The organism is Streptococcus entericus DSM 14446 (assembly GCF_000380025.1).
Taxonomy (GTDB): Bacteria; Bacillota; Bacilli; order Lactobacillales; family Streptococcaceae; genus Streptococcus; species Streptococcus entericus.
Genome location: NZ_KB904186.1, coordinates 23,961 through 48,501 on the forward strand (window position 1 = coordinate 23,961; position 24,541 = coordinate 48,501).

General features: G+C 47.2%; 20 protein-coding genes. 1 reads left to right on the forward strand and 19 read right to left on the reverse strand.

Annotated elements, in window-relative coordinates:
* Positions 1 to 5: 5 nt before the first annotated feature.
* From A3GW_RS0109965 to A3GW_RS0109995, 7 genes are all read right to left on the reverse strand, one after another.
* Positions 6 to 1,745, reverse strand: coding sequence for an ABC transporter ATP-binding protein (locus A3GW_RS0109965; protein WP_018369147.1), 1,740 nt, complete (start codon positions 1,743 to 1,745; stop codon positions 6 to 8).
* The gene (locus A3GW_RS0109970) at positions 1,745 to 3,472 is read right to left on the reverse strand and encodes an ABC transporter ATP-binding protein (RefSeq protein WP_018369148.1); all 1,728 of its coding nucleotides are present in this window, start codon (positions 3,470 to 3,472) and stop codon (positions 1,745 to 1,747) included. Before A3GW_RS0109970 ends, A3GW_RS0109965 begins: the two co-directional genes overlap by 1 nt.
* Before the next feature lie 302 nt (positions 3,473 to 3,774).
* A complete protein-coding gene (locus A3GW_RS0109975) occupies positions 3,775 to 4,683 on the reverse strand; it encodes a PhoH family protein (protein ID WP_419757110.1) in 909 nt (302 codons plus the stop codon).
* Between the two features lie 455 nt (positions 4,684 to 5,138).
* Entirely contained in the window at positions 5,139 to 5,729 is a 591-nt protein-coding gene (locus A3GW_RS0109980) for an ATP-dependent Clp protease proteolytic subunit (RefSeq protein WP_018369150.1), read from the reverse strand.
* A 177-nt stretch (positions 5,730 to 5,906) separates the two neighbouring features.
* Positions 5,907 to 6,536: a uracil phosphoribosyltransferase gene (gene upp / locus A3GW_RS0109985; protein WP_018369151.1), complete on the reverse strand. Its 630-nt coding sequence runs from the start codon at positions 6,534 to 6,536 to the stop codon at positions 5,907 to 5,909.
* A gap of 196 nt (positions 6,537 to 6,732) precedes the next feature.
* On the reverse strand, positions 6,733 to 7,833 hold the full coding sequence (locus A3GW_RS0109990) for an LPXTG cell wall anchor domain-containing protein (protein ID WP_018369152.1): 1,101 nt from the start codon (positions 7,831 to 7,833) through the stop codon (positions 6,733 to 6,735).
* Positions 7,834 to 8,084: 251 nt separating this feature from the next.
* Positions 8,085 to 9,617, reverse strand: a complete 1,533-nt coding sequence (locus tag A3GW_RS0109995; RefSeq protein WP_018369153.1) for a zinc ABC transporter substrate-binding protein AdcA — start codon at positions 9,615 to 9,617, stop codon at positions 8,085 to 8,087.
* Between the two features lie 240 nt (positions 9,618 to 9,857).
* Between A3GW_RS0109995 and A3GW_RS0110000 the strand changes: the two genes are divergently transcribed.
* Positions 9,858 to 10,331, forward strand: coding sequence for an LURP-one-related/scramblase family protein (locus A3GW_RS0110000; protein WP_018369154.1), 474 nt, complete (start codon positions 9,858 to 9,860; stop codon positions 10,329 to 10,331).
* Positions 10,332 to 10,394: 63 nt separating this feature from the next.
* Here A3GW_RS0110000 and carB read toward each other — a convergent pair whose 3' ends face one another.
* The 12 genes from carB to A3GW_RS0110060 form a co-directional block, all read right to left on the reverse strand.
* Entirely contained in the window at positions 10,395 to 13,571 is a 3,177-nt protein-coding gene (gene carB / locus A3GW_RS0110005; protein ID WP_018369155.1) for a carbamoyl-phosphate synthase large subunit, read from the reverse strand.
* Between the two features lie 18 nt (positions 13,572 to 13,589).
* Positions 13,590 to 14,627 (reverse strand): carbamoyl phosphate synthase small subunit, encoded by a 1,038-nt coding sequence (locus tag A3GW_RS0110010; protein ID WP_018369156.1) that lies wholly within the window; start codon positions 14,625 to 14,627, stop codon positions 13,590 to 13,592.
* 9 nt (positions 14,628 to 14,636) lie between these two features.
* Positions 14,637 to 15,563: a dihydroorotate oxidase gene (locus A3GW_RS0110015; RefSeq protein ID WP_018369157.1), complete on the reverse strand. Its 927-nt coding sequence runs from the start codon at positions 15,561 to 15,563 to the stop codon at positions 14,637 to 14,639.
* A 1-nt stretch (position 15,564) separates the two neighbouring features.
* The gene (locus tag A3GW_RS0110020) at positions 15,565 to 16,827 is read right to left on the reverse strand and encodes a dihydroorotase (protein WP_018369158.1); all 1,263 of its coding nucleotides are present in this window, start codon (positions 16,825 to 16,827) and stop codon (positions 15,565 to 15,567) included.
* A 9-nt stretch (positions 16,828 to 16,836) separates the two neighbouring features.
* The gene (locus A3GW_RS0110025) at positions 16,837 to 17,721 is read right to left on the reverse strand and encodes an aspartate carbamoyltransferase catalytic subunit (RefSeq protein ID WP_018369159.1); all 885 of its coding nucleotides are present in this window, start codon (positions 17,719 to 17,721) and stop codon (positions 16,837 to 16,839) included.
* A 95-nt stretch (positions 17,722 to 17,816) separates the two neighbouring features.
* Entirely contained in the window at positions 17,817 to 18,431 is a 615-nt protein-coding gene (pyrE, locus tag A3GW_RS0110030) for an orotate phosphoribosyltransferase (protein ID WP_018369160.1), read from the reverse strand.
* Positions 18,428 to 19,114: an orotidine-5'-phosphate decarboxylase gene (pyrF, locus tag A3GW_RS0110035; RefSeq protein ID WP_018369161.1), complete on the reverse strand. Its 687-nt coding sequence runs from the start codon at positions 19,112 to 19,114 to the stop codon at positions 18,428 to 18,430. The genes pyrE and pyrF overlap by 4 nt, the downstream gene beginning before the upstream one ends.
* 325 nt (positions 19,115 to 19,439) lie before the next feature.
* Positions 19,440 to 20,363, reverse strand: a complete 924-nt coding sequence (ftsX, locus tag A3GW_RS0110040) for a permease-like cell division protein FtsX (RefSeq protein WP_018369162.1) — start codon at positions 20,361 to 20,363, stop codon at positions 19,440 to 19,442.
* Positions 20,356 to 21,048 carry a cell division ATP-binding protein FtsE gene (gene ftsE / locus A3GW_RS0110045; RefSeq protein WP_018369163.1) on the reverse strand — a complete coding sequence of 231 codons (693 nt, stop codon included), beginning with the start codon at positions 21,046 to 21,048 and terminating at the stop codon, positions 20,356 to 20,358. The genes ftsX and ftsE overlap by 8 nt, the downstream gene beginning before the upstream one ends.
* 210 nt (positions 21,049 to 21,258) lie before the next feature.
* A protein-coding gene (prfB, locus tag A3GW_RS0110050; RefSeq protein ID WP_149036291.1) for a peptide chain release factor 2 occupies positions 21,259 to 22,363 on the reverse strand; the annotation gives its coding sequence in 2 pieces (ribosomal slippage) (positions 21,259 to 22,290 and positions 22,292 to 22,363; 1,104 coding nt in all).
* 112 nt (positions 22,364 to 22,475) lie between these two features.
* Positions 22,476 to 23,603 (reverse strand): tRNA epoxyqueuosine(34) reductase QueG, encoded by a 1,128-nt coding sequence (gene queG, locus A3GW_RS0110055; RefSeq protein ID WP_018369165.1) that lies wholly within the window; start codon positions 23,601 to 23,603, stop codon positions 22,476 to 22,478.
* 122 nt (positions 23,604 to 23,725) lie between these two features.
* Entirely contained in the window at positions 23,726 to 24,484 is a 759-nt protein-coding gene (locus A3GW_RS0110060) for a hypothetical protein (protein ID WP_026216697.1), read from the reverse strand.
* Positions 24,485 to 24,541: the final 57 nt, after the last annotated feature.

Consider the following 24,541-nt stretch of genomic DNA (forward strand, 5'->3'; position numbering starts at 1 on the left):
ATCACCTAAACGTTCTGTTGAATCTGATACATGTGGGCATAGACCCCATCTTGAGCCAGCAAGTCCTCATGCCTGCCGCGCTCAACGATACGCCCCTTATCCAATACTAAAATCTGGTCAGCGTGTTGAATGGTGGACAGGCGGTGAGCGATGATAAAGGTTGTGCGACCTTCTTTGACCACTTCCATGGCTCGCTGGATAACCTCTTCTGTCTCTGTGTCAATATGCGATGTCGCCTCATCTAAGATTAAGAGCTTGGGATTGGAAAATAGCGTTCGAGCAAAGGCAATGAGCTGGCGCTCGCCGCTGGAGAAGGCTGCTCCCTTTTCCACCACAGGCTCATGGATGCCCTTGTCTAGTCTGGCTAACAAATCGCCTGCCCCAACTTTCTCCAGAGCTGCGATAATGGCCTCGTCATCTACATCCGCCTGATCCATGGCAACATTGCTAGCAATGGTACCTGTGAATAGGTAAGGATCTTGCAAGACAATGCCCATATAGCGCCGCAAGCTTTCTCGTGAAAACTGGTCGATGGCTTGACCATCCACCAAAATCTGTCCCTGAGTTGGCTCATAAAAACGGTAGAGCAAGTTCATCAGAGAAGACTTACCAGAACCTGTATGTCCGACCAGAGCGATGGTCTGCCCTTTCTCAGCGACGAGGTTGATGCCTGACAGGGTCGCTTGCCCCTCTTCATAAGCAAAGCTAACATGGTCAAAGATTACACGACCATCTGTCATCACCAGCTCTGCTGCCGCATCCATCTCGGTCTCCTCACCCAGCAACTCTTGAACTCGCTTACCAGTCTCGATAGAGCGCTGAATATTGGGAAATTGCCGCACCAGCGCACCCATCAAATCAAACAAGTCCACCATGTAGTTGAGGTAGAGAAAGAGCCGTCCAGGGGTAATGGCTACCTCTCCAGAGAGAAACTGGTACCCCACCAAGGTCAAAATGACTGTCACGACCAGATTACGAATAAAGTCTGTCAAAGGCCAAGATGAAATAGACTGTCCCCAAATAATCCGCTTGTCGGCATCCAGCAAATGACCTGCAGTTGCTTCAAACTCGCTTAGAACTGCCTCCTCCTGACCATAAAGTTGCAAGAGACTAGCCCCATTCATGGTCTCGTTGACCTGAGTATTGACCTGACTTCTGGCCTCAAAAAAGTCCTTGGTCGGCTGATCTGTCAGCTTCTTGTAGAGCAACTGTACCAAATAAAAGACTGGCAAGAGTAAGAGCAAGATAGCTCCCAGAGCAGGATTCAAATAAAAAACAATCCCATAGGTTAAAACCACCCGTAAGAAATTGGTCAGGAGATTGACCAAAATTCCGTAGAAATCATTGCGCAAAGTCTCTGTGTCGTTGACAATCCGTGTCGCCAACTGCCCTGCTGGCTTGTCTGAAAAGTAAGCAATCGGCAAATTCTGCATCACATCGTAAGCGCGATTGCGCAAATCTGCAACGATTTGATTGCCCGACCGCCTTAGCAAACGTGACGCCCAGTAAGTTAATCCCGCTCCCATGAGTAAGAGGAGCAAGTAGCCACTCATCAGTTGAAGAAAAGCTGCCGCTTGAAAGACAGTTTGTCCCGTCAGTGGACGCAGATGAGCATCAATCGCTGTCTGAAGCATCATGGGGGCTAACTGACTGGTCATCGTTCCTAGTAAAAAGAGCACGACTGCCCAGAAAAAGAGCCACTTAACCTGCTTGATCTCCTTGATTAAGGTAACAATAACGTTCATTATTGCCCTCCTTTCTGTGTTTGCTGGCGGTTGTACTGGTCGGCATACCAGCCACCTGCTGCCAGCAAGTCTGCTGGTCGTCCCTCTTCGATAATTTGTCCATCATCTAAAACCAAGACCCAATCCGCATGGTGAACCGCAGATAAGCGGTGGGCAACGATGAGGTTTGTCTTGCCCTGACGCTCCTCTTGCAAGCGCTGGATAATCTGGCGTTCAGTCTTGGCATCAACTGCAGACAATGAGTCGTCCAAAATCAATAGCTCTGGCTGACGAATCAGGGCACGAGCGATGGAAATCCGCTGCTTTTGCCCACCTGAAATGGACAAGCCCCGCTCCCCAATCATGGTCTCCAGACCATCTGCCATCCGCTCAACATCCTCAGTAAAGGCCGCCATCTCAATTGCTGCCGCCAGATCCTGAGCTGACGCAGCAGGATTTCCCAGCAAAATGTTATCTCTGACCGACTTAGAAAAGAGCACATGCTCCTGCGGCACATAGCCAATCAAGGCTTCCACCGAGCTCCGCTGATAGTCTAAAACAGACCGCCCATCAATGATAAATGCTCCTTGACCAAGAGGGTATTGGCGTAAAAACTGGCGGACCAAGGTCGTCTTACCTGAGCCTGTTTTTCCGACAATTCCAACCGTTTGACCTGCCTGCAAGACCCAGTTGATGTCCACTAGACTAGGTCGCTCTGCCTGCGGATAAGTAAACTGATAGTTTTCAAAAGCATAGGTCTGCGGTTTTGTCAGCACGAGCTGACCATCTGCTTCCATGTCGTCACCGGTCTCAATCAGTTCATGGATTTTTTCAAAAGACGTTTTCCCTGTCTGATAGACCAGTATCAAATCTGCCAGCATCATAAAAGGATCAACCAAAGACACCATGTACAGTTGTAAGGCCAGCACTTGACCGAGACTAACAGTTCCTTTTTGCAAGAAGTGAGCCCCTATCCACAAGATAAGGACAGTTGACACCCCCAGCAAGCCTACAACCACTGGACTGTACAGTGACTGCCAGTCTCCAATGCGGTTGCCTGTCTCTGCCAACGTTTGGGTCTGTTTGCGAAACCGCTTCTCCTGCACCGCTTTTTTGCTATAGGCACGAGTAACCTGTACCCCTTCGATGGCTTCTAAAACCTCATTATTAAGCTGGGCGACTGCTTCACGGTTATCATCAATCAGCTGGTCTTGCTTGCGACTAATCATATACATCAAGACCATCATCAGCAGCATCGGTAGCATGGCTACCAAAGTCACCTGCCAAGATAAAACCAACATGGCTGGTAAAATAAAGGCAATCACCCCCCCAGCATAGACCACTATCATTAGCCCATAACCAATGACTTCAAGTAGCCCTCCCACATCCGTTGAGAAACGGGTCAGGATGTCGCCTGAACGAAATTTCTCATAAAAAGGGGTTCGCATCCGAATCAGCTTTGCAAATGCTCGCTGCTGTAAGTCGAACTTAAAGGTCACCGACCCTTGGAAAAGCTGATAATGCCACAGATGGCCTGAGCCATAGTTAACCAAGGTAGCAACTGCCAAAAAGGCAATATCGCTCACCAAGCGCTCTTGGGTTAGGCTCTTCTGAGAAAGCTGATCCACCAACCGCTGCGTCACCTGTGTCGGTACTAGCAAGGTCACATCATGCACCACAATCAAAACCGCAATCCATAAATAGCGCCACTTGTGTTGCCGCATATAACTCCAAATCAAACCAAACATCTCTTCCTCCTTAAAAACACAAAAAACCTAGATGGACATAGCCACCCAGGTCAACGGTCTACAAAAGTAGACCTATTTCTGCTTGTCTGAAAGGAGGCTTGTTCCATGTATACGTCTAACATTGATCATGATTACTATGTTCATGGCGATACTCCTTCCTATTTTGATTGTATTTATTATAACATAGATTCTTGACTTGTCAAGGGAATCGTGACATTTTTTTATGTCATTACCCGCTGTCGCTACTCGCTATTTTTCCACTAATCTTTTCCAAAACTCACGAAAACGCTCTGCTATTATTCTTAAGCTTCTGCCTCATACGCTCGGATAATCTCTGCTACCACAGGATGCCGGACCACGTCTTTAGCGGAAAAATGCACAAAATCAATCGCAGCAATGCCCTGCAATTTTTCTGTGGCATCTATCAAGCCTGACTTGACCTTGCTGGGCAGGTCAATCTGACTGGTGTCACCATTGACAATCATCTTAGAATTGAAGCCCAGACGGGTCAGGAACATCTTCATCTGCATGATGGTGGTGTTTTGTGCCTCGTCTAGAATGACAAAGGCATCGTCCAGCGTCCGTCCCCGCATGTAGGCTAGAGGGGCAATCTCAATAATCTCCCGCTCCATCAAGCGAGCGGTCTGCTCCTTGCCCAAAATCTGGTAGAGGGCGTCATAAACAGGGCGCAGATACGGGTCAACCTTTTCCTTGAGGTCACCTGGCAAGAAACCCAGACTCTCACCAGCCTCAACCGCAGGGCGGGTCAGGATAATCCGCTTGACCTGTCCCCGCTTGAGGGCTGTTACCGCCAAGGTCACCGCCAAAAAAGTCTTTCCTGTCCCCGCTGGACCAATCCCAAAGACGATATCGTGGCTCTTGACACTATCGACATAGACCTTCTGACCCAGCGTTTTGACACGGATAGGCTTACCGTAGCTGTCTTTGATGATGTCCTCTTCATAGAGAGCGACAAATTTGTTCATCTCACCGCTGCGTGCCATACTGATAGCCGTCACAACATCAGGGGTTGCAATGACCATGCCTCGTCCGACTAACACCAGCAGAGCCTCGATGACCAATCTCGCCAACTCAACCGCTGCCTCCTCGCCCAGCACCTGCACCACTTCCGTCCGAGCATGCAGAGCAACACCAAGCTCTTGCTCTATTAGCTTGAGGTGGCGCTCATTACTGCCAAACAGGCTCAGCATATCATCAGGGTGTTTTAAGCGAATGTCCAATGAAAAATCTTCCAAGTTTTTCTCCTTTTTTCTCTTTCGTCTATTATACCATAAAAGCTGTGTTTTTTTGGGAAATAGCAGAGCTGTTCAGGCAGACTAACTGACTATTTCTCAAAAATAGATGGGGACAATTCGACAGAAATTGATTAGCCGTTACCCCTCTCTGAAAAGTTAAGTAGGACTACTCAGCTGACAACATCTGCTTGTCAGGGACCAAGGTGTTCACGGTTCAGCTTTCAAAGATTATACACCTTGAGACACTTGACAACTAGACATTGGCACGAAAGCGCCTAATAACCCGTGCATGGGCAACTCTAAAATCAGCAAAGCCGGTAACAGTTGCTCCAACCACTCATCTTGCTTCGTTAGCGCGAATAAAATGAAAAAACCAGGATTGTTATCCTAGCTTCCTCATTTTTTAGTTCTTATTTCAGATCATTATTCGTCATGATTTCATCAATAAATCCATAAGCCAAGGTTTCCTCAGCTGTCATCCAGTAATCGCGTTCGCCATCCTTATGAATCTGACGAACAGTCTTACCAGAATTATCTGCCAAAATTTGCTCTAAACGTTTACGGGTCTTGAGCAAGTGCTCAGCAGCAATAGCCATATCGGTCTGCTGAGTACCGCCACCAGTACCTCCCATCGGCTGATGGATCATGTACTCGGCATTTGGCAACATGAAGCGTTTCCCTTTAGTTCCACTTGAAGCGATAACTGTTCCCATGCTAGCTGCCATCCCCATCACAATCGTCTGCACATCAGCTTTGATAAAGTTCATGGTATCCACGATAGCAAGACCTGCAGAAACAGATCCCCCAGGGGTATTGATATAGAGGTAAATGTCTTTGGTTGGGTCTTGAGCATCTAGAAATAACAACTGGGCAATGATAGAGTTTGCCATATTATCCTCAACTTGTCCTGTCAGCATAATGACACGATCTTTTAACAAACGAGAATAAATATCGTAGGAACGTTCCCCACGGCTGGTCTGCTCAATAACTACTGGAATCATAATGTCTCCTTTTCTTGTTTCAGTATAGGTCTATTATAAGCGATTGGTCAAAAATGGTCAAATAAAAAACTTATCATTTTTAGCAAAAAGAAAGGAAGGTGATTTAGCTATCCCCCTCTTCCCTTCTGTTGACTAGTATCGACTAAACTATCTTTAAGAACCTGTCGGTATCAAGACCTACTTAGTCCCAAATAAACGGTCACCCGCATCACCAAGACCTGGAACGATATAGCCGTTTTCGTTGAGTTTTTCATCCAATGCTGCCGTGAAAATTGGCACATCTGGATGGGCTGCTGTAAGGGCTTCGACCCCTTCTGGCGCTGCAACCAAGCAGACAAACTTGATATTAGTTGCGCCACGCTTTTTCAGAGAATCAACCGCTAGGATGGCTGAGCCACCAGTCGCCAACATCGGATCAACCACAAAAATCTGACGCTGGTCGATGTCCTCTGGCAATTTAACCAAATACTCAACAGGTGTCAAGGTTTCCTCATCACGGTACATACCGATGTGCCCAACCTTAGCCGCAGGAACAAGGCTCAGAAGACCATCCACCATGCCGATACCTGCCCGCAAAATTGGCACAATAGCCAACTTTTTACCAGCCAACTGTTTCTGCACAGTCTTGGTAATGGGGGTTTCAATCTCAACATCCTCAAGAGGCAAATCACGCAATACCTCGTAACCCATCAACATGGCAATTTCATTAACCAACTCACGAAAATCCTTGGTTGATGTTGTTGTCCGCCGCAGGATAGACAACTTGTGCTGAATCAGCGGATGCGAAATAACCTGACATTTTTCCATGATGAAAACCACCTTTTCTATTTTGTTATCTTAACTATTATAGCATAGTTGCGCCCGTTTTTCATCTCTGATATGCATTCTTTTGAAAAATAGCAGAGCTCTTTCTGGACATTCTGGGATAAACATCATTAACTCATTTTTCTGATTGAACCAGCAAAAAACCGACAGCTTTTGTAGTTGTCGGTCTTATGTTTGACTAGTTAATCTTACGACGATGAACCAAGCCAAGGCTTGCCAAAGTCGCTACCAGACCCAAACCTGTCAGGGCAAGGGAACTAGCCTCACCTGTTTGTGGTAAGGTGTTTTTGCTCTCTGTTTTTGCTTTTGTTGCTTCAGTAGCTGATGTGACTGGTTTGGTCAGTTTGGCAAACTGAGCCTTGACTTTATCCAAATCTTCAGCCGTTTCAGCAAAACTGATGAGAACTGCCAAGTCGCCTTTTTGCTCACCAGTCAAGTTGGACTTGTCCACTTGAGCTAAGAGCTGGTTGCGAGCAGCTGATAAATCCGCTGGCGTTACTGTGGCTGATGCGGTGAGCTTTGCCAACTCAGCCTTGATGCTATCCAGCTCCTTAGCCGTTTCGGCAAAGGCAACTTGCTCTGCCAAAGCACCTTTTTGAACGTCAGTGAGGGCTGACAGGTCGAACTGCGCCAACATCTGGGCACGCACAGGCGACAAGTCTGGTGCTTGTGTGGCTGGGGTGATTGGGGTTGGGCTTGTTGTGCCGTTATTGCCTGTGGCTGGTGGTATAACTGTGTTCCCACTACCGTTGTTAATTGGTGAGTTTTCGGTATTTGCGCCATCGTTGGCTGTTGGCGGCGCTGGTGGGGTAACCTCGTCTTGATTTCCATTATCAGCTGGTGGTGGAGTTTGATTGTCAGGCTGGTTATCTTGGTTATTACCATTGTTAGATGGTTCTGGAGCAGGATTATCTTTGGAGTAACTGAATCCAGCCAAAGCGAAACCTAAGGAACTATCCCTTTTAATGTCTTCATAGGTATAGGTGAAACCATTTCGAGATGTCCCATTATTATTAAAATCAATAAATGTAAATCCTGGGAACTCCTTAGCTTCAACTGTAACTGACTCTCCTGGAGACAGCAAAAAAGTCTCACTTAAAAGTGTCACCCACTCGCCATCTTCAGAGTAACCATATGATGCTATAACTTTCATTTGAGCAACATTTTCCTCAGCCCTCACAACCGTCGTACCAATCACGGGCAACTCAGTTGCTGTTGCAACTGCCCCAAGCGCTACCAGTGTCAGGCTGGTCACGCCATATTTTAGAAGTTTTTTCATAAACTCCTCCTTTTTTTATAAATAGTTGCTGTTTAGAAGAGCTTGGCTTGAAAAGTCAAGCTCTATATACTAGTATATAGGCATTTTGTCAAGTTTTTTGTTGAAAAAACAGCAAAAACCTGCCGAAGGCAGGTCTTTTCAGTGATTTTCACGAATTTTCAAGCACCCCTCAGGGACTTTAGATCTTTCCAGCTCACTCTGCTCTGCTATTTGACAGACAAAAAACGGCCGAAGCCGTTATCTATCATCGATCAGTGTGCCACAATCTCCTGAGCAATCTCACGACCAGTCAAGCCAGTCTCGTAATAGGTTGGCCAGTTGTCCAGCTCCTCGAGTAAGACCTTGTGATCCTCAGCCCCCCAGTAGATGTGGAAGTGCTCAGAGTCTTGCGGTGCGATGGCGTGGTCGCTAAACTGAATGTTTTTGAACTCACCAGCATCAGCGTCATCCGTTGTAAAGAGGTAACGCACGCCACGATTGCCTTTTTTATAAGTCAACACTTCGTAGCCGACATACTTGTAGGTAAAGGTTTTCTTCTCGCCACCACGGACAAAGGTCATGGTGTTCTTGTCGCCGTCAATGATGATGTTATCAACATCGGTCTTGTAGCCAACGGTGTAGTAGTCCTTATACTCGCTAGCTGTCATGGTCTTACCAGTCTTAGCCTTGTAGTCCCAGACAGGGTCAAGTGTGCCATCGACCAGATAAGGGTAAACCGACTGCCAATCACCATCCCAGTCCGCTAATGTGCGGTCAGTGATGTCTTTGTCCTCAAAGTAACCCTTATAAACCGTCTTAGTCTTGTCCTCTTCAGGCTTGATGGCATCGCCAGCTGTTTCTGTGGTCAATAGCAGAGCTTTCAGGTTGTCTCGCATGACAGAGAAATAATCAGCTCCCTTAGCCATCTCCTGCTCTGTTAGGCTTTCCAGCGGGTTGAGGACAGCTGTCTCCACTCCAACCTCATTTGCCAGAGTTTTGGCAACGTTTGAAGAGGCATTTTCTTCAAAATAAATGTACTTGACGCCGTTAGCCTTAACGTATTCAGCTAGCTCAGCCAAGCGCTTGGCTGAAGGCTCGCTGTCTGCCGATACCCCAGCGATAGGGATTTGGGTCAGGCCATACTCCAGTGCCAAGTAGCCAAAGGCGGCATGTTGGACAACGAAGCTGGTTTGTTTTGGACTTGCCAGAGCAGTATCGTATTCCTTGTCCAGTTCTTCTAGTTTAGCGATGTAAGCAGCAGCATTCTTCTCAAAAGCGTCTGCTGATTTTGGAAATTCTGCCTTGAGGTCATCACGGATATTTTCCACCAGTTTGATGGCCAAGCTCGGTGCCAACCAAACGTGGGGATCAAGTTCATGGGTGTGTCCCTCTTCACCGTGATCGTGGTCAGCGTGGTCATGCTCCTCTTCAGCGACACCAGGCGCTAAAATCATGTCCCCAGTCGCCTTGACAAAGGTTACCTTATCCGTGTCAACAGCTTCCTCGACATCATGCACCCAGGTCTCCATGTTCTCATCATCATAGACAAAGGCATCAGCGTCTTGGATTTTGGCGATGTCCTTGGTTGATGGCTCAAAACCGTGTACTTCAGTCCCTGCCTTAATCAAGAGCTCAACATTACCCTCATCACCAACGATGTTTTTAGTGTACTCATAAATGGGGTAAAAACTTGCAACCACCTCTAGTTTCTCATCCGTTTTGGACGAATTGTTCGCCGAGCAGGCTGCCAAGCCCAATGTCGACAGACTTAGTAAGCCAACAACTGCCAGTAGTTTTCTTTTCATCTCTTTCTCCTTTCATTTTAACCAGTTAAAGGTCAACCAGTAAATTATATCATCTTGACCAAATTTGTCAAGCACAAAATTTGCTGCTTTTATTTGACAACCAAAGTATTTGCCTTTTAATAATTTCTATGAGATAATTAGCATTCAATCAGAGTTGTCCTATTTAAGATGGGGTAGTAATCACCCAATTACAACTGAGGTTGAACCATTTATAACTGATATCTTATAAGGAGATTTTATATGAAATTTGTCGTTAACTATGCCGGCTCGCTTGTCCATCAGGCCTTTGATGTCATTGATGAAGCTGGAAAACTTGCCTATAAAATTCGTGGGAACACCTTGATGTTCGGTGCAAAAACGACTATTTTTAATGCAAATGACCAAGAATTAGCCCTGCTCAAGCAAAAAATCTCGTTAACCCACTACAGTTACAATATCCTACGAGATGGTCAATTAATCGCCAACGTCACCAAGAAAAACCTATCCTTAAAACCAAAATTCACCATTAATGGTCTAGACTGGTCTGTAGAAGGAAAGTTCCTATCACGTGAGTACAAACTCTTTAACAACAACGGTGAGGTTATTGCAATCATCGATAGGCAAGGTCTTCTGCAAGAAGGCGCTTATGCTTTTGAACTTATTGACCAAACCGTTGAGCCTGTCACAGTCCTTGCTGTTTTAACAGCTATTGATGCTGCTCTTATGCAGAAATAGTGTGGATTTCTTATCGCTCAAAACGCCCTCAGTGTCCTGTTTCTCACTGAGGGCGCTTTTTGTCTAAAGGGTCTGTACCATAAAACTTCTACTTTCCAGCACTTTCAGCATAGCCTTAGCCGTATCTAAAGCGGTGAAAAGCGGAACGCCATTTTCAATAGCAGCCTGACGAATTTTTGCCCCGTCCTGCCCTGCTGTTCGATCGAGACCGGAAGTGTTAATCACGGCTTGAACCTTGCCCTGACGAATCAAGCTTAAAATGTCAGCTCCTCCATCACCGATTTTGGGCACTGTCTGAACTGGCAAACCTTGCTCAATCAGGTAACGCGCTGTGCCTGCAGTTGCGATTAAGCCATAACCGATAGCTAGGAAACGTCTTGCGAGATCTAAAGCCTCACCCTTGCTCTCATCAGCAATGGTAAAAATAATGTTGCCATGACTTGGCAGATGAAGATAGCTGGCTTCAAAGGCTTTATACAGCGCTTTTTCAAGCGTACGGTCTGTCCCCATCACCTCGCCTGTAGATTTCATTTCAGGACCAAGCAAGCTATCAACCTTGGCTAACTTGGTAAAGGAGAAGACAGGAGCTTTGATATGAACCTGCGGACTTTCTGGGTAGAGACCATCAGCGTAGCCAAGCTCATCTAGTGTCTTGCCTAAGATCAGTTGGGTCGCGACCTGTGCCATTGGAATCCCTGTAACTTTAGAGAGAAATGGCACTGTCCGGCTGGCACGCGGGTTAACCTCAATCACATAGACTTGCTCATCTTTGATGACAAATTGAATATTCATCATACCGATACAATTGAGCCCAATAGCCAAGCGCTTGGTGTAATCCACAATGGTGTCTTGAACCGCCTTTGTCAGAGTCTGCGGCGGGTAGACAGCCATCGAATCCCCAGAGTGAACTCCTGCCCGCTCAATGTGCTCCATAATGCCTGGTATCAAAACTGTCTGACCATCCGAAATGGCATCAACTTCGCACTCTTGACCAATGATGTAGGAGTCAATTAGGACGGGGTGGTCTGGGCTGGCTTTAACTGCCGTCCGCATGTAGTTGCGAAGGTCAGCCTCCTTGTCGACAATTTCCATGGCACGACCACCGAGAACATACGATGGGCGCACAAGCACCGGATAACCGATACGAGCGGCAGCTTGCACCGCACCTTCTTCATCAACAGCAGTTTGTCCTGGTGGTTGCGGGATGCCAAGCTCTCGCAGGGTCTGCTCAAAAAGATCACGGTCTTCTGCCCTGTCGAGATCCGCCACCTGTGTCCCCAAAATCTTAACACCTGCCTGGGCAAGAGGTTCAGCTAGATTGATTGCCGTCTGTCCACCAAATTGCACCACGACCCCAATCGGTTGCTCAAGGTCAATGACATGAAGCACATCCTCCAAAGTCAACGGTTCAAAGTAGAGCTTATCTGACACTGAAAAATCGGTCGAAACCGTTTCTGGGTTAGAGTTCATGATAATCGCCTCATAACCTGCCGCCTGAATGGCCTTGACCGAATGCACCGTCGCATAGTCAAACTCTACCCCTTGCCCGATACGGATAGGACCAGACCCTAACACCAGCACAGACGGTCGACCAGAAGCCACAGACTCATTCTCAAGACCGTAAGTAGAGTAAAAATACGGCGTCTCAGAAGCATACTCACCCGCGCAAGTGTCCACCATCTTATAGACCGGCGTGATGCCGTTTTCCAGACGTTTCTGGCGAATAGCAGAGCTATCCACCTGCCACAGCTCTGCTATTTTACGGTCGGAGAACCCATTTTGCTTGGCAAGTTTCAGGAGCTTGACATCATCAGGCTGGCTAGCCAAAGCAAGCTCCAACTGGTAAATGTTAACCAATTTCGTGAGGAAGAAGCGATCAATCCCTGTTAAGTCGTAAAGCATATCCAGTTCCCACTCTCGACGAATAGCTTCAGACAGGTAAAAGAGGCGGTCATCTTGTGCCTTGCTCAGTCGCGTCACAATCTCATCATCTGATACTTGACGGAGTTCTGGTAGTTCATTGTGGTGAACCCCAATTTCCAAAGATCTAACAGCTTTCAGCAAGCTCTCCTCGATGTTACGACCGATAGCCATCACCTCCCCAGTTGCTTTCATCTGAGTCCCTAACTGGCGATCTCCAAACTCAAACTTGTCAAATGGAAAACGGGGCAGTTTGGTCACCACATAATCAATGCTCGGTTCAAACATGGCATAGGTTGACCCTGTGACTGGATTTTTCATCTCATCGAGGGTCAGACCAACTGCTATTTTAGCGGCTAACTTAGCAATCGGAAAACCTGTTGCCTTAGAGGCTAAGGCAGACGAGCGAGATACGCGAGGGTTAACCTCAATAACATAATACTTAAAACTATGCGGATCAAGCGCTAACTGAACATTACAACCGCCCTCAATTTTTAAGGCTCTGATAATCTTGATACTAGCATCTCGCATCAACTGGCACTCGATAGCAGACAGGGTCTGCGTCGGCGCCACCACAATCGAGTCTCCTGTGTGAATACCCACTGGATCAACGTTTTCCATATTGCAGACCACCAAGGCATTGTCTGCTGAGTCACGCATCACTTCGTATTCAATTTCCTTGTAACCTGCGATGGACCGCTCCACCAAGCACTGGGTGACTGGTGAGAGTTTAAGGCCGTTTTCTGCAATTTCTCGTAGCTCTGCTTCATTGGCACAAAGTCCACCCCCAGTACCACCAAGCGTAAAAGCAGGGCGAACAATGAGCGGATAACCGATACACTCAGCAAACTCAAGGGCCTCATCAACAGTTGTGACAATAGTAGACTCTGGAATCGGCTCACCCAAAGTTTCCATCAACTGCTTAAAGAGATCACGATCCTCTGCCTGGTCAATGGCAGATAGCTTAGTCCCCAAGAGTTCAACTCCCAACTCATCTAAAATACCTTCTTTGGATAACAACATGGCCATATTGAGCCCGGTCTGACCACCAAGTGTCGGCAGCAAAGCATCTGGTCGCTCTTTGCGCAAGATGCGAGAAACAAATTCTAGGGTAATTGGTTCGATATAAACCTTGTCCGCAATTTCTCGGTCAGTCATGATGGTGGCTGGGTTGGAATTAACAAGGACAACCTCATAACCTTCTTCCTTGAGTGCTAAACAGGCCTGAGTTCCAGCATAATCAAATTCGGCTGCCTGGCCAATCACGATTGGTCCAGAGCCGATTACCATGATTTTCTTAATGTCTGTGCGTTTTGGCATAGTGTCTCCCCCTACGTTTTAGATTTGCTCTTGTCTTTTGGTCATGAGTTCTTGCCAGTCCATAAAGGTCTGACGTGTCGGCTCATAGTCAATGCCCATCACAGCGAGGCTCTGGTGTCTGGTCGTTTGAATGCTTTGGTCATTTAAATGACGGGCTAACACCTCTAGTTGCTCTGGCAAGTCAGCGTCCACTACCGCTTCTGTTTGACTCTGCAAGGTAAAGGTCACACGTCCCGTCTCCTGTTCACGCACCGCATGGTTAGTCCCCTGATGTCCAACAGTCAAACGCTCGACCCTAGCCCCATTAGCTAGCGCCAAAACACGATGACCTAAACCAAGTCCCAAAATTGGCAGACTATCCTGCAAGCTCCTGACTAGTTCAACCACCTGTGGCAGCTGATGAGCACTCCCAGGACCGCTGGACAAAATCAGTCCACTTGGGGCTAGGGCTAGAATCTGTTCAGCTGAGCTATCCCAAGGCACAACCGTGACTTGCCAGTCTAAGTGTTTAAGTGTTTTTAACAGGGCTTGTTTCAGTCCCAAATCAAGAATCACAACACGACGACCTGTCCCTGGTAAGGCATAAGCTGTCTTGGTCGATACCCTGTCAACGAGATTCTGCTCAATTGCTTCGACCTGATTGGGCTCATCTCGCTGGTCGGTCAACTGTGCTCTAATAGAGCCTCTGTCTCTAATCAAACGCGTCAGCGCTCGCGTATCCAAACCAGAAATACCTGGAATCCCTTTGCGGCGCAAAAACTCATCTAAGGTCATCTGATTGCGCCAGTTACTGCCCTCTTTTGCCCATTCGTAAACAATAACACCTCGGCAGTCTGAATAGAAAGAATTATCATCATCAGCATTTAGCCCATAGTTGCCAATTGTTGGGTAAGTAAAAACCACAAGCTGACCAGCATAAGCTGGGTCTGTAATGGTTTCTTGGTAGCCAACCATACCTGTTGTAAAGACCAGCTCACCAGTTGTTGTTACATCAGCTCCAAAGGCTTCTCCCTCAAAAACTGTGCCATCTTCTAAGATTAAATACCGTTTTGCCATGTTCTCTCCCTACAAATAGTGCAATTTCCCACGAAAATCATCTAAACATTCGTAGCCTTTTTCAGCCATGATGCTCCGCAATTCTGCCTCCAAGCGGTCAAAAATCGCTGGACCTTCCTCCTGAAGAGCTGTTCCGACCTGCACCAGACGTGCACCGCAGAGGATATGCTCAAAGACATCACGACCAGAGGTCACACCACCTGTTCCGATGATAGCAATCGATGGTTTCAACCGCTGATAAAAGGCATGGACATTGGCCAGAGCTGTCGGCTTGATGTAACTCCCCCCAAGACCCCCAAACCCATTTTTGGGCTTGATAGCTACCGTCTCGTCCTCAATGTAGAGGGCATTGCCGATACTGTTGACTGTATTGACAAAGGTCAAGGGAAACTGATTGAGCACCTCGGCGATTTGGTCAAAATGAGTGAGATCAAAGTAAGGTGGTAATTTCACTCCCAAAGGCTGGTCAAAGTAGGCGAAAACTTCTGTCAGGAGGTCGTTGACACCTTCGGTGTCATAGCCCAGCTGGGGCTTGCCGATAAGGTTGGGACAAGAAAGATTGAGCTCCACAAGACCATTGTAGCTAGAAGACTGGATTTTCCTGAGCAAGGTATGAGTTTCCTCACGAGACAGCCCCGTCACGGATAGGAATGGCGAGCTCTCCCCAACCTCCACCGTTTCGAGGTAGTCCAGATAGTAGTCGATGCCCAAATTTGGCAAGCCCATGGAATTGATAGAGCCTAGCGGTACTGCCTTGTAACGCGGTGTCGGATTGCCCTCGCGTGGATTGAGCGTAGCAGACTTGGTGACAAAGGTGGTCGCCTTTGATGCCCTCAAGTCATCCAGTTCAGTTCGGTCATAACAATGAACACCAGAGGCATTCATCACACAGCTGTCAAAACTAAATTGTCCAAGAGTGGTTTGTAATCTGGTCATGTTATTTCTCCTCGTAAACGATTTGTCCTTGATAAATGGTCACCAATGCTTTCCCATAAACGGTCTGTCCACCGTAAGGGGTATTTCTGCCTTTGCTGAGAAACTGGTCTGGGTCGATGGCATAAGCCGTCTCGGTATCTAAAATCACCATGTCAGCAGAGCTGCCTACCGTCAACCTACCATAAGGCAAATCAAAACAGGTTGCCACGTCCTCGGTCATCAGCGCCAGCAATTTTTCCAACGGTAACATCCCTGTCCGCACCAAATGAGTGTAAAGCAAGCCAAAAGCCGTTTCACTACCGACGATACCAAAAGCTGCTTGGGTCATGGAGCAGTTTTTTTCCTCAGGCGCATGCGGCGCGTGGTCAGTGGCGATGATGTCAATGGTGCCATCCAAAAGCCCCTCAATCAGAGCCTGTCTGTCCTGAGTTGACCGTAAAGGCGGGTTCATCTTCCACAGGCCAGTATCGTGAGTAATGTCCATCTCGTCGCTAACCAGATGGTGAGGGCAAACCTCGCAAGTCACTCGAATGCCATTTTTCTTGGCCTCGCGCACCAAGCGCACCGAGGCTTCGGTGGAAACATGGCAGACATGATAATGGCAACCTGTGGCTTCCGCCAATAAGATGTCTCTGGCAATCTGCACGCTCTCACAAACAGACGGAATGCCTGGCAACCCTAACTCCTGACTACGTTTGCCCTCGTGCATACAACCGCCTCGTATAAGAGAATTATCCTCGCAATGAGCGACAATCGGCTTGTCCAATGAAGCTGCCAAACGCATGGCCTCATACATGGTGTTGGCATCTTGCACCCCACGCCCATCATCACTAAAGGCAAAAACATGCTGTGCCAAGTCCGTCATATCTGCTAAGTCCTGCCCCATTTCTTCCTTGGTAATCGCACCGTATGGAAGCGCCCTGATAACACTGTGCTGGGCAATCAAGTCTAGTTGCTGCTGCAAATGTTCTCGACTGTCTGGGACAGGATTGAGGTTTGGCATGGGCATGACTGTTGTAAATCCACCTCTGGCGGCCGCTCGACTGGCCTGAGCAATGGTTTCCTTGTGCGGAAAACCTGGTTCTCGCCAGTGGACATGAACATCAATGAAGCCTGGCGACACATAGCGACCAGCCGCATCAAGCACCTCATGCCCTATCGGATCAATCCGCTCGGCTATTTCTCCGATATACCCTTGGGCAATGAGAATGTCTCGCTTAACCCATTTTCCGTCTAGGAAAATCGTGGCATTTGTGATTAACATCTGTCCCTCCTATAAGTTGTTGCTGGTGATGATATGCTCTAAAATCGCCTGACGCATGAAAACACCAGTGGTCATCTGTTCAAAAATAACTGACTTGTCCGCTTCCACCAACTGGCTAGCAATCTCCGCCCCACGGTTAACAGGAGCAGGGTGCATAACAATCGCCTCTTGTTTGAGTTTCTTGTAACGTTCCAAGGTCAGCCCATAAGCCTGATGATAGCTTGTTATGTCTGACAATTTCGTTCCAAAATGCCGCTCATGCTGCAGACGTAAAAGCATGCAAACATCCAACTCTGGCAAAACGGTGTCAAAATCAACCATCTCACCTAAGGTCTTATCCTCAAAAGCTTCTGGACCGACAAAGACAACCGTCGCGCCTAGCCTTTTCAGGGTATGGTAATTACTTCTAGCTACTCGAGAGTGCTTGATGTCACCAACAATAGCTACCCTGAGCCCTTCAATGCGACCAAAACGCTCATAAATGGTCATCAGATCCAACAGACACTGGCTGGGGTGTTCACCGCTGCCGTCACCTCCGTTAATCACTGGCACCGTCAGACCCGCTAGTTCCTCAGCATAATAATTCTCCTTAGGGTGGCGGATAACCAGCACCTGACAACCAATAGCTGCCATGGTCTGACAGGTATCGTAGAGACTTTCGCCTTTGTTGACTGAGGAAGTATCCGCGTCAAAATTGATGACACGAAGCCCCAGTTTTTGCTCTGCCACCTCAAAACTGTGTTTTGTTCTTGTGGAGTTTTCAAAAAAGAGATTAGAAACGAAGAGATCTGAACGATGCAGGGGTGGGCTACCTGCTTTCAGCGCCAAAGCTCGATGGATTAGCCCATAGACTTGCTCAGTTGTCAGGTCCGACATGCGGATAAGGTTGATCATCACAACTCCTTTCTTACCCCGTAGGGTTGGTTTAGGGAAAATAGCTGAGCTAAACAGATGAGTTTTCTAGCTCGTGTCAATACTCAGCTTATCAGCTAGGGCTTATCAAGTTCTTGAAAAAAGTGCTGAACCTGAGATAAGTCCGATTGTGCTAAATAGCCCTCTTCAACAGCCAACCTCAGCAAGGTTTCTCGGTCAGACAGGGTGTACAGTGGCACGTTTGCTGCTGCAAAGGCCTGCTCGGCTCTCTTGAGCTGATAGGTAAAAATCGCCACAACTCCAACCACTTCAATACCAGCTTGACGCAAGATGTGAACGGCCTCCAAAACACTACCTCCAGTTGAAATCAAGTCTTCAATCACGACGACCTTGGTGTTTGGGATTTGATATCCTTCAATTTGCTGGCTACGACCATGTTTCTTTTGACTACTTCGGACATAACCCAGTGGCTTATTGAGATGGTCTGCTAAGATAGAAGCCATCGGGATACCTGCCGTGGCAGTCCCCATGATGGCGTCATAATCTAGGGATTGAATATGGGCAACTAAGGCATCCCTCACCTGACGACGTTGTTCAGGAAAAGCCAGTACACGGCGATTGTCACAGTAGATCGGCGACTGGATACCGCTAGCCCAAGTAAAGGGCTGATCTGGTGATAGAAAGACAGCCTTAGTCTCTAAGAGCAGTCTTGCAAGAGCAGTTTTTGTCATAGAAGTTCCTCCTCAATAGCTAGATAGGTTTGGTAAGGGTGTGCTGATTGGCTAATGCTCCGCCCAACGACAATATAATCAGACCCAGCTGTCTTGGCAAGAGCTGGTGTCGCTACCCGTTTCTGGTCAGCTGCTCGGCTATTGCCAAAAGAAATCCCAGGCGTCACACAGATAAAGTCCGCCCCACAGGCATCGTGAATGGCTGCTACCTCATGGACACTGCACACCACCCCGTCCATACCAGCTGCTTTAGCGTTTCGAGCGTAAGCTAAGGTTGTCTCTAGGGCAGGTTGAGAGAGCCCAAGCTCTGTCTGAAGTTGCTGATCATCAAGCGAGGTCAGGATGGTCACTGCAATACAGAGGCTATCTGGATTGACTGACTTGACAGCATTGACAGCCGCTGTCATCATGGCTATGCCACCTCCAGCATGCACGTTTAGCATGTCCACACCCAGTGTCGCCAGTTGGGTCATGCCTTGGGCGACGGTGTTTGGGATGTCGTGGAGCTTGAGGTCAAGAAAAACCTGAAACCCCTTAGCTTTCAACTCACGAACAAAATCAGCCCCTAGAGCGTAGTACAGCTCCATGCCAACCTTGACATAGATCGGTTCTGGAAAATCAGCAAGCAAATCCCATGCTTGATCGGCAGTAGACACATCCAGTGCCAGTATGGTTTTTGTCATCACGCCTCCTTAATTAGCCTCAGGCAACAAAAAAGTGCCCTGTCATTGACAAGGCACCTGTAAATGGCTTCACAACAAGTTGGATACAGCAAAGACATCATCAGCAATAAAATTTCTGGTGCATGCTCTTTGACTGCTAGGGTCAGCTGGTTGTTTTTCTATCGTTACCCTATCGTTCGGGTAACACAATAACACCTAGAAAACATAACCCTTTTCCCATACGCTATTTGTCAGATTCAGTTACCTTGCTCGCCTCTCTGGACGAATTTAAAGATATTCTGAATTGACTTTAGCATATTCTAATAAAAAATGCAAGAGATTTTGTTTAGAATTTCAAATATTTACGGACAGATAGGCTAGACCCAATGGCACCAATCACAATCCCGACAGCAAATAGTCCGCCGACAACATAGTAGAGGAAGGGCACTGGAGGGTACAGAGAAAGGTTCTGCACAACTAACCCAGGATTCCATTCGCTATAGGCAAAATGGTAGCCAAAATAAACCAATAAGGCAGGCATGATTGCCCCAAGTAAGCCAACAAGAGCTCCCTCAATAAAGAAAGGTCCGCGAATATAGCCACTCTTAGCACCAACCAAACGCATAATCTGAATCTCACGGCTGCGTGAGATAATGGTCATTCTGATGGTATTGGAAATAAAGAATATGGCCATGACTAAAATAAGCGCTGTAATGCCTACCCCCCAAATTCGAACAGTATCGGCCAATTTGAAGAGAGCTTCAGCTTTCAGACCGCCGTAAGACACTGAGTCAACCCCAGCAATTTTTTCAATGGCAGCTGTGACCGACTTAACTGAATCAGGTGTCTTAGTAGAAACAATGTAAATATCTGACAGAGGGTTATCCTGATCATAGATTTCCCAAGCTTCACCCATGGTTTGTTTCAAGGCAACGAGCTGCTCATCCTTACTAGAAAAAGTGATTTGGTCAACATCTGGCAAGGCCATGATTTGATCATAAACCTTGTGATAATCAGGGTTTGGCACTGTTTCTCCACGGTCATTGACAATCGTTTCGTTATTATCCGTTGATTCGTACAAAAGGAAGGTGTTGATTTGAACATTGCCCTCAACGCCTGTTGTTAGGCGCTCCGCATTGATGACAACAACTGAGAAGAATGCCAAAAGGGTCAAGGTTAGGCTAACAGATGATGTCGCAATCACACTCATCAAGCCGTTTCGAATCAATCCTTTCACGGCTTCCCAAAAATGTCTAAATGGTCTAATCATCGTAACCGTAATCTCCTTTCTCTTGGTCTCTGACCACGCGCCCATTTTCAATGGCGACAACGCGGTGGCGCAAGGTGTTGACAATCTGGCTGTTGTGGGTCGCCATTAAAATAGTTGTCCCTTGCATATTGATGCGCTCAAGAAGCTTCATGATTTCCCAAGAGTTATCAGGGTCAAGGTTACCTGTCGGCTCATCAGCAATCAAGAGTTTCGGATTGTTAACAATAGCTCGCGCGATAGCCACACGCTGTTGCTCACCACCTGATAATTGGTCAGGAAAGGCACGCATCTTGTGCTTGAGACCAACAAGTTCTAGCACTTCAGGAACACGTTTTTTGATGGTTTTACGTCTTTCACCGATAACTTCCATAGCGTAAGCGACATTCTCAAAAACAGTCTTACGGGGCAGAAGTTTATAGTCTTGGAAAACAACGCCAATCGAGCGACGAAGATAGGGCAGGTGTTTGGGTTTGAGGTTGGTGACATCAAACTCACCTACCTTAATACGACCACTGGTCGCCTTTTCCTCGTGATAAATCAGTTTGATAAAACTTGATTTACCAGCCCCTGAGGGGCCAACGATATAGACAAATTCGCCTTGGTTGACATCAAGGTCAACACCGCGCAAGGCAGTTGTCGAGCGATGGTATTTCTTGGTCACATCGCGTAATTCAATCAGTGCCATAGACACTCCTTTCGTTTTTCAGCTCAGAGCAGTTGCTCAGCTCTGCTATTTCTCAGAAAATCCTAAACCTAAGAGGTTCAGATAAATAAGAATGCAAAGGGCAGAACTTCTCCTCACTCTCTCGTTTTCAAGCTCAGGCTAAAACAAGCCACTGGCTTTCCCTCGCCACCTCATTTTCATGCTCGGGCTAAAACAAGCCACTGGCTTGTTTTACTCATCCACACCCATTTTCCACTTGAGGTAGGCGTCGATAAAGCCATCAATCTCTCCATCCATGACCTTGTCCACCTGAGCAACCTCATAGCTGGTGCGGTGGTCTTTGACCATGGTATAAGGGGTAAAGACATAAGAACGAATCTGGCTACCCCATGTGATTTCTTTCTTGTCACCTTTGAGGGCAGACACTTCAGCCGCCTTTTTCTCTTCTTCCAACTGATAGAGCTTGGCTTGGAGCATCTTCATGGCTCGGTCTCGGTTGCCGTACTGGGTGCGATCAACGGTTGACGCGACAACAATCCCTGTCGGAATATGGGTCAAGCGTACACCAGTTGAAACCTTGTTGACGTTCTGACCACCTGCACCACCTGAGCGGAAGGTGTCCATTTTGACCTCATCATCACGGATAGCAATCTCGATGTTATCGTCTAACTCCGGCATGACCTCAACAGAGGCAAATGAGGTATGACGACGTTTCGCCGAGTCAAAGGGTGAAATCCGTACCAAACGGTGAACCCCCATCTCTGACTTTAATAAGCCGTAGGCATTTGGCCCTTGGAAAGACAGGGTCACTGACTTAATCCCAGCCTCGTCTCCCGCCTGATAGTCTAGGGTCTCTACCTTGAACCCTCTGGCATTGCCAAAACGCATGTACATGCGAAGCAACAAGTCACCCCAGTCCTGAGCCTCAGTACCACCAGAGCCCGGGTGAATCTCCAAAATAGCGTTGTTCCTATCATAGGGTTCTGATAAGAGTAGCGTCATCTCGTAGCTGGTCATCAGACCCTCAAGCCTCGTCAAACTGTCAGACAACTCCTCCAACAAACTCTCGTCCTCTGCCCCCATCTCCAGCAGCAACTCGCACTCGTCGCAGAGCTCCGTCATGTCATGAAAGGTCTGGTAGGTTGTTTTGAGGTCATTTAGCTCCTGAGAGACCTTTTGCGCCGCCTGATTATCATTCCAAAAATCTGGCTCAGTCATACGGTGTTCTAAGGTCGCGATGTCCTCTTCCAAACGGTCGAGGTCAAAGAGACCTCCCAAAGCTGGTTAGCTTTGCACGCAGGTCCGCAATCTTGTTGCGGCTGTCAATCATATCCATAGTTTACCTCGTTGGTTCTTTTTTTAGGGCAATAGCAGAGCTGCACCCCAGTGTTAGTCCGTTTCGGTTAATTGGCAGGAAACTACCATAACTTTTCTATTCTATCATATTTTTAGCTAACTTGCCATTTTTGAAGCAGTTGCTCACGCTCCGTCAGAATATCAGCGTTGTCCGTCTTCACCGCCAGCACCAGCTCTAGCATATCATCGTTCGGTGTTTTGATGATTTCCCCCAAGGCCCAAAGCGCTGTCGCCGTGTGAATGGGGTTATTGTTTTTATCAATGATTTCCAGGAGTTTGACGACTGCTGTCTTGTCGTGAGCATTGGCAAGGGCGATGATGGCATTGCGTTGGAGGATATTTTTCCCTCGCCAAGAACCGGCAATCATGCCAAACTTTTCCTTGAAGGTTGAGTTGGTCAATTCCAAGAAGGGAATCAGCTCTGGCCAAGCCAGTTCAGGGTCAATCTCGCTGGCCAAGGGATTGTTTAACCCTTTATTATAAGGGCAGCAGATTTGGCAGATGTCACAACCATAGATAACAGTCTTGATTTTCTTGCGAAATTCCAGCGCCATCATGCCCTTGTCCTGGGTTTGAAAGGATAGACAACGCTTGGCGTCCATGCTCCCATCCCCAATCAAACAGGACGTCGGACAGGCATCCAAACACCGTCTACAGTCCCCACAGTCATAGTCCACAGGCTGGTCGGGCTCAATCTCCAGATTGGTAATTAGCTCTCCCAGATACATATACGAGCCGTATTCTTTGGAAATGACCAAGCCATTTTTACCGATAAAACCAATCCCTGCTCGTCTGGCTACCGCCGTATCAACCAGAGCGCCCGTATCCACCATGGCCTTGTGCTCTAGCGGAAAATCCTTGCACAGCTCTCGAATGCCTACCGCTAAACGATTGAGCTTGTCTTGGAGGACATAGTGGTAGTCAAGTCCCCAGCTGTTTGGGGTGATTTTACCCCGCTTGTAATTGGTCTTTTGAGGTTCAATCGGCAGTTTATGGGGGTAAGCAACCGCTATGGAGATGATGGTTTTGGCTGATGCCAAGCTCAGCTTGGGATCCAAGCGTTCCTCGATGTTCTTATGCTCAAAGCCTGACAACCTGTCCTCATCAGCTGCCGCGCGCAAGCTTTTCTCCAAATACGAAAAATCATCAGCCGTGGTAAAGCCGATTTTTGAAATGCCAATCTCTCGCGCGAGTTGCTGAATCTGAGTCTTTAAGTCCATACTCTCATTGTACGCCAAAAAGGTAACAAGTGCAAGAAGCTAGCGTTACAAGTTGGTGACATAAAAACCAACCCTTTCGGATTGGTGAACAAAAAAATGTTTGACAGATAAAGATACCCATTTCAGACAGAGTAGCCAATCACCTCTCGACAGACGGTATCAATCGTTTCGCCATCGACACTGTCAATCCTCAAGCGGTAAACGTGATGCAATCGTGGGTTGTAAATTCCAAGATAAAGAAGCTGCTTAAAATGATCATCATCAGATTGGAGACCCATCAAGTAATAAACGAGTACCTGAAGGGTGTGCTTTGCTGTTGGTTTTGCCTTACTTACCTTAAAATCCCACAGGGTATCACTGGTTAAAAAGTCTCCATCCCCACTATCAATGGTTTCTGTATAACCTCCCAGCATGTTAAAACCGTCTTTAATAACAGGACCATAATGATTGAAAAAGACTAAACTTCGCTCGACCATTATTCTAATATTTTCGATAGTCCACATATCCGGAACGATGCTCTCAACAGGCTTATAACCAGAGCGACCTGCACGGAAGACCACATCATAGCCGACCAATTGACAAGCGCAAGTAATGGAATAACTATCTAAACCAATGATGCTCTCCAACAATTCCCAAGCATGCTCAAGTTCATCTATCATCTGAGCACCATAGAGGGAAATCCGAAACGCCTCCTCAGCCCTTGTGCCCAATGTAAAACGCGTTAAATAATCAACCGCCAAACCAACCAAGCTGCTATGGATATTTTCAGCAGGTGCTAACTCTTCACCAATAGGCAACTGAGTGACCTCAAAACGAGATGGTTTAACATAACCACCTCTTGGCTGTTTAATCGCACTGATACGTTGTGTCACAGAAACCATCATTCTCTCCCATTTTTTTGATTTTATTATATCATATCCCCTTCTCTGTCAAGAAAA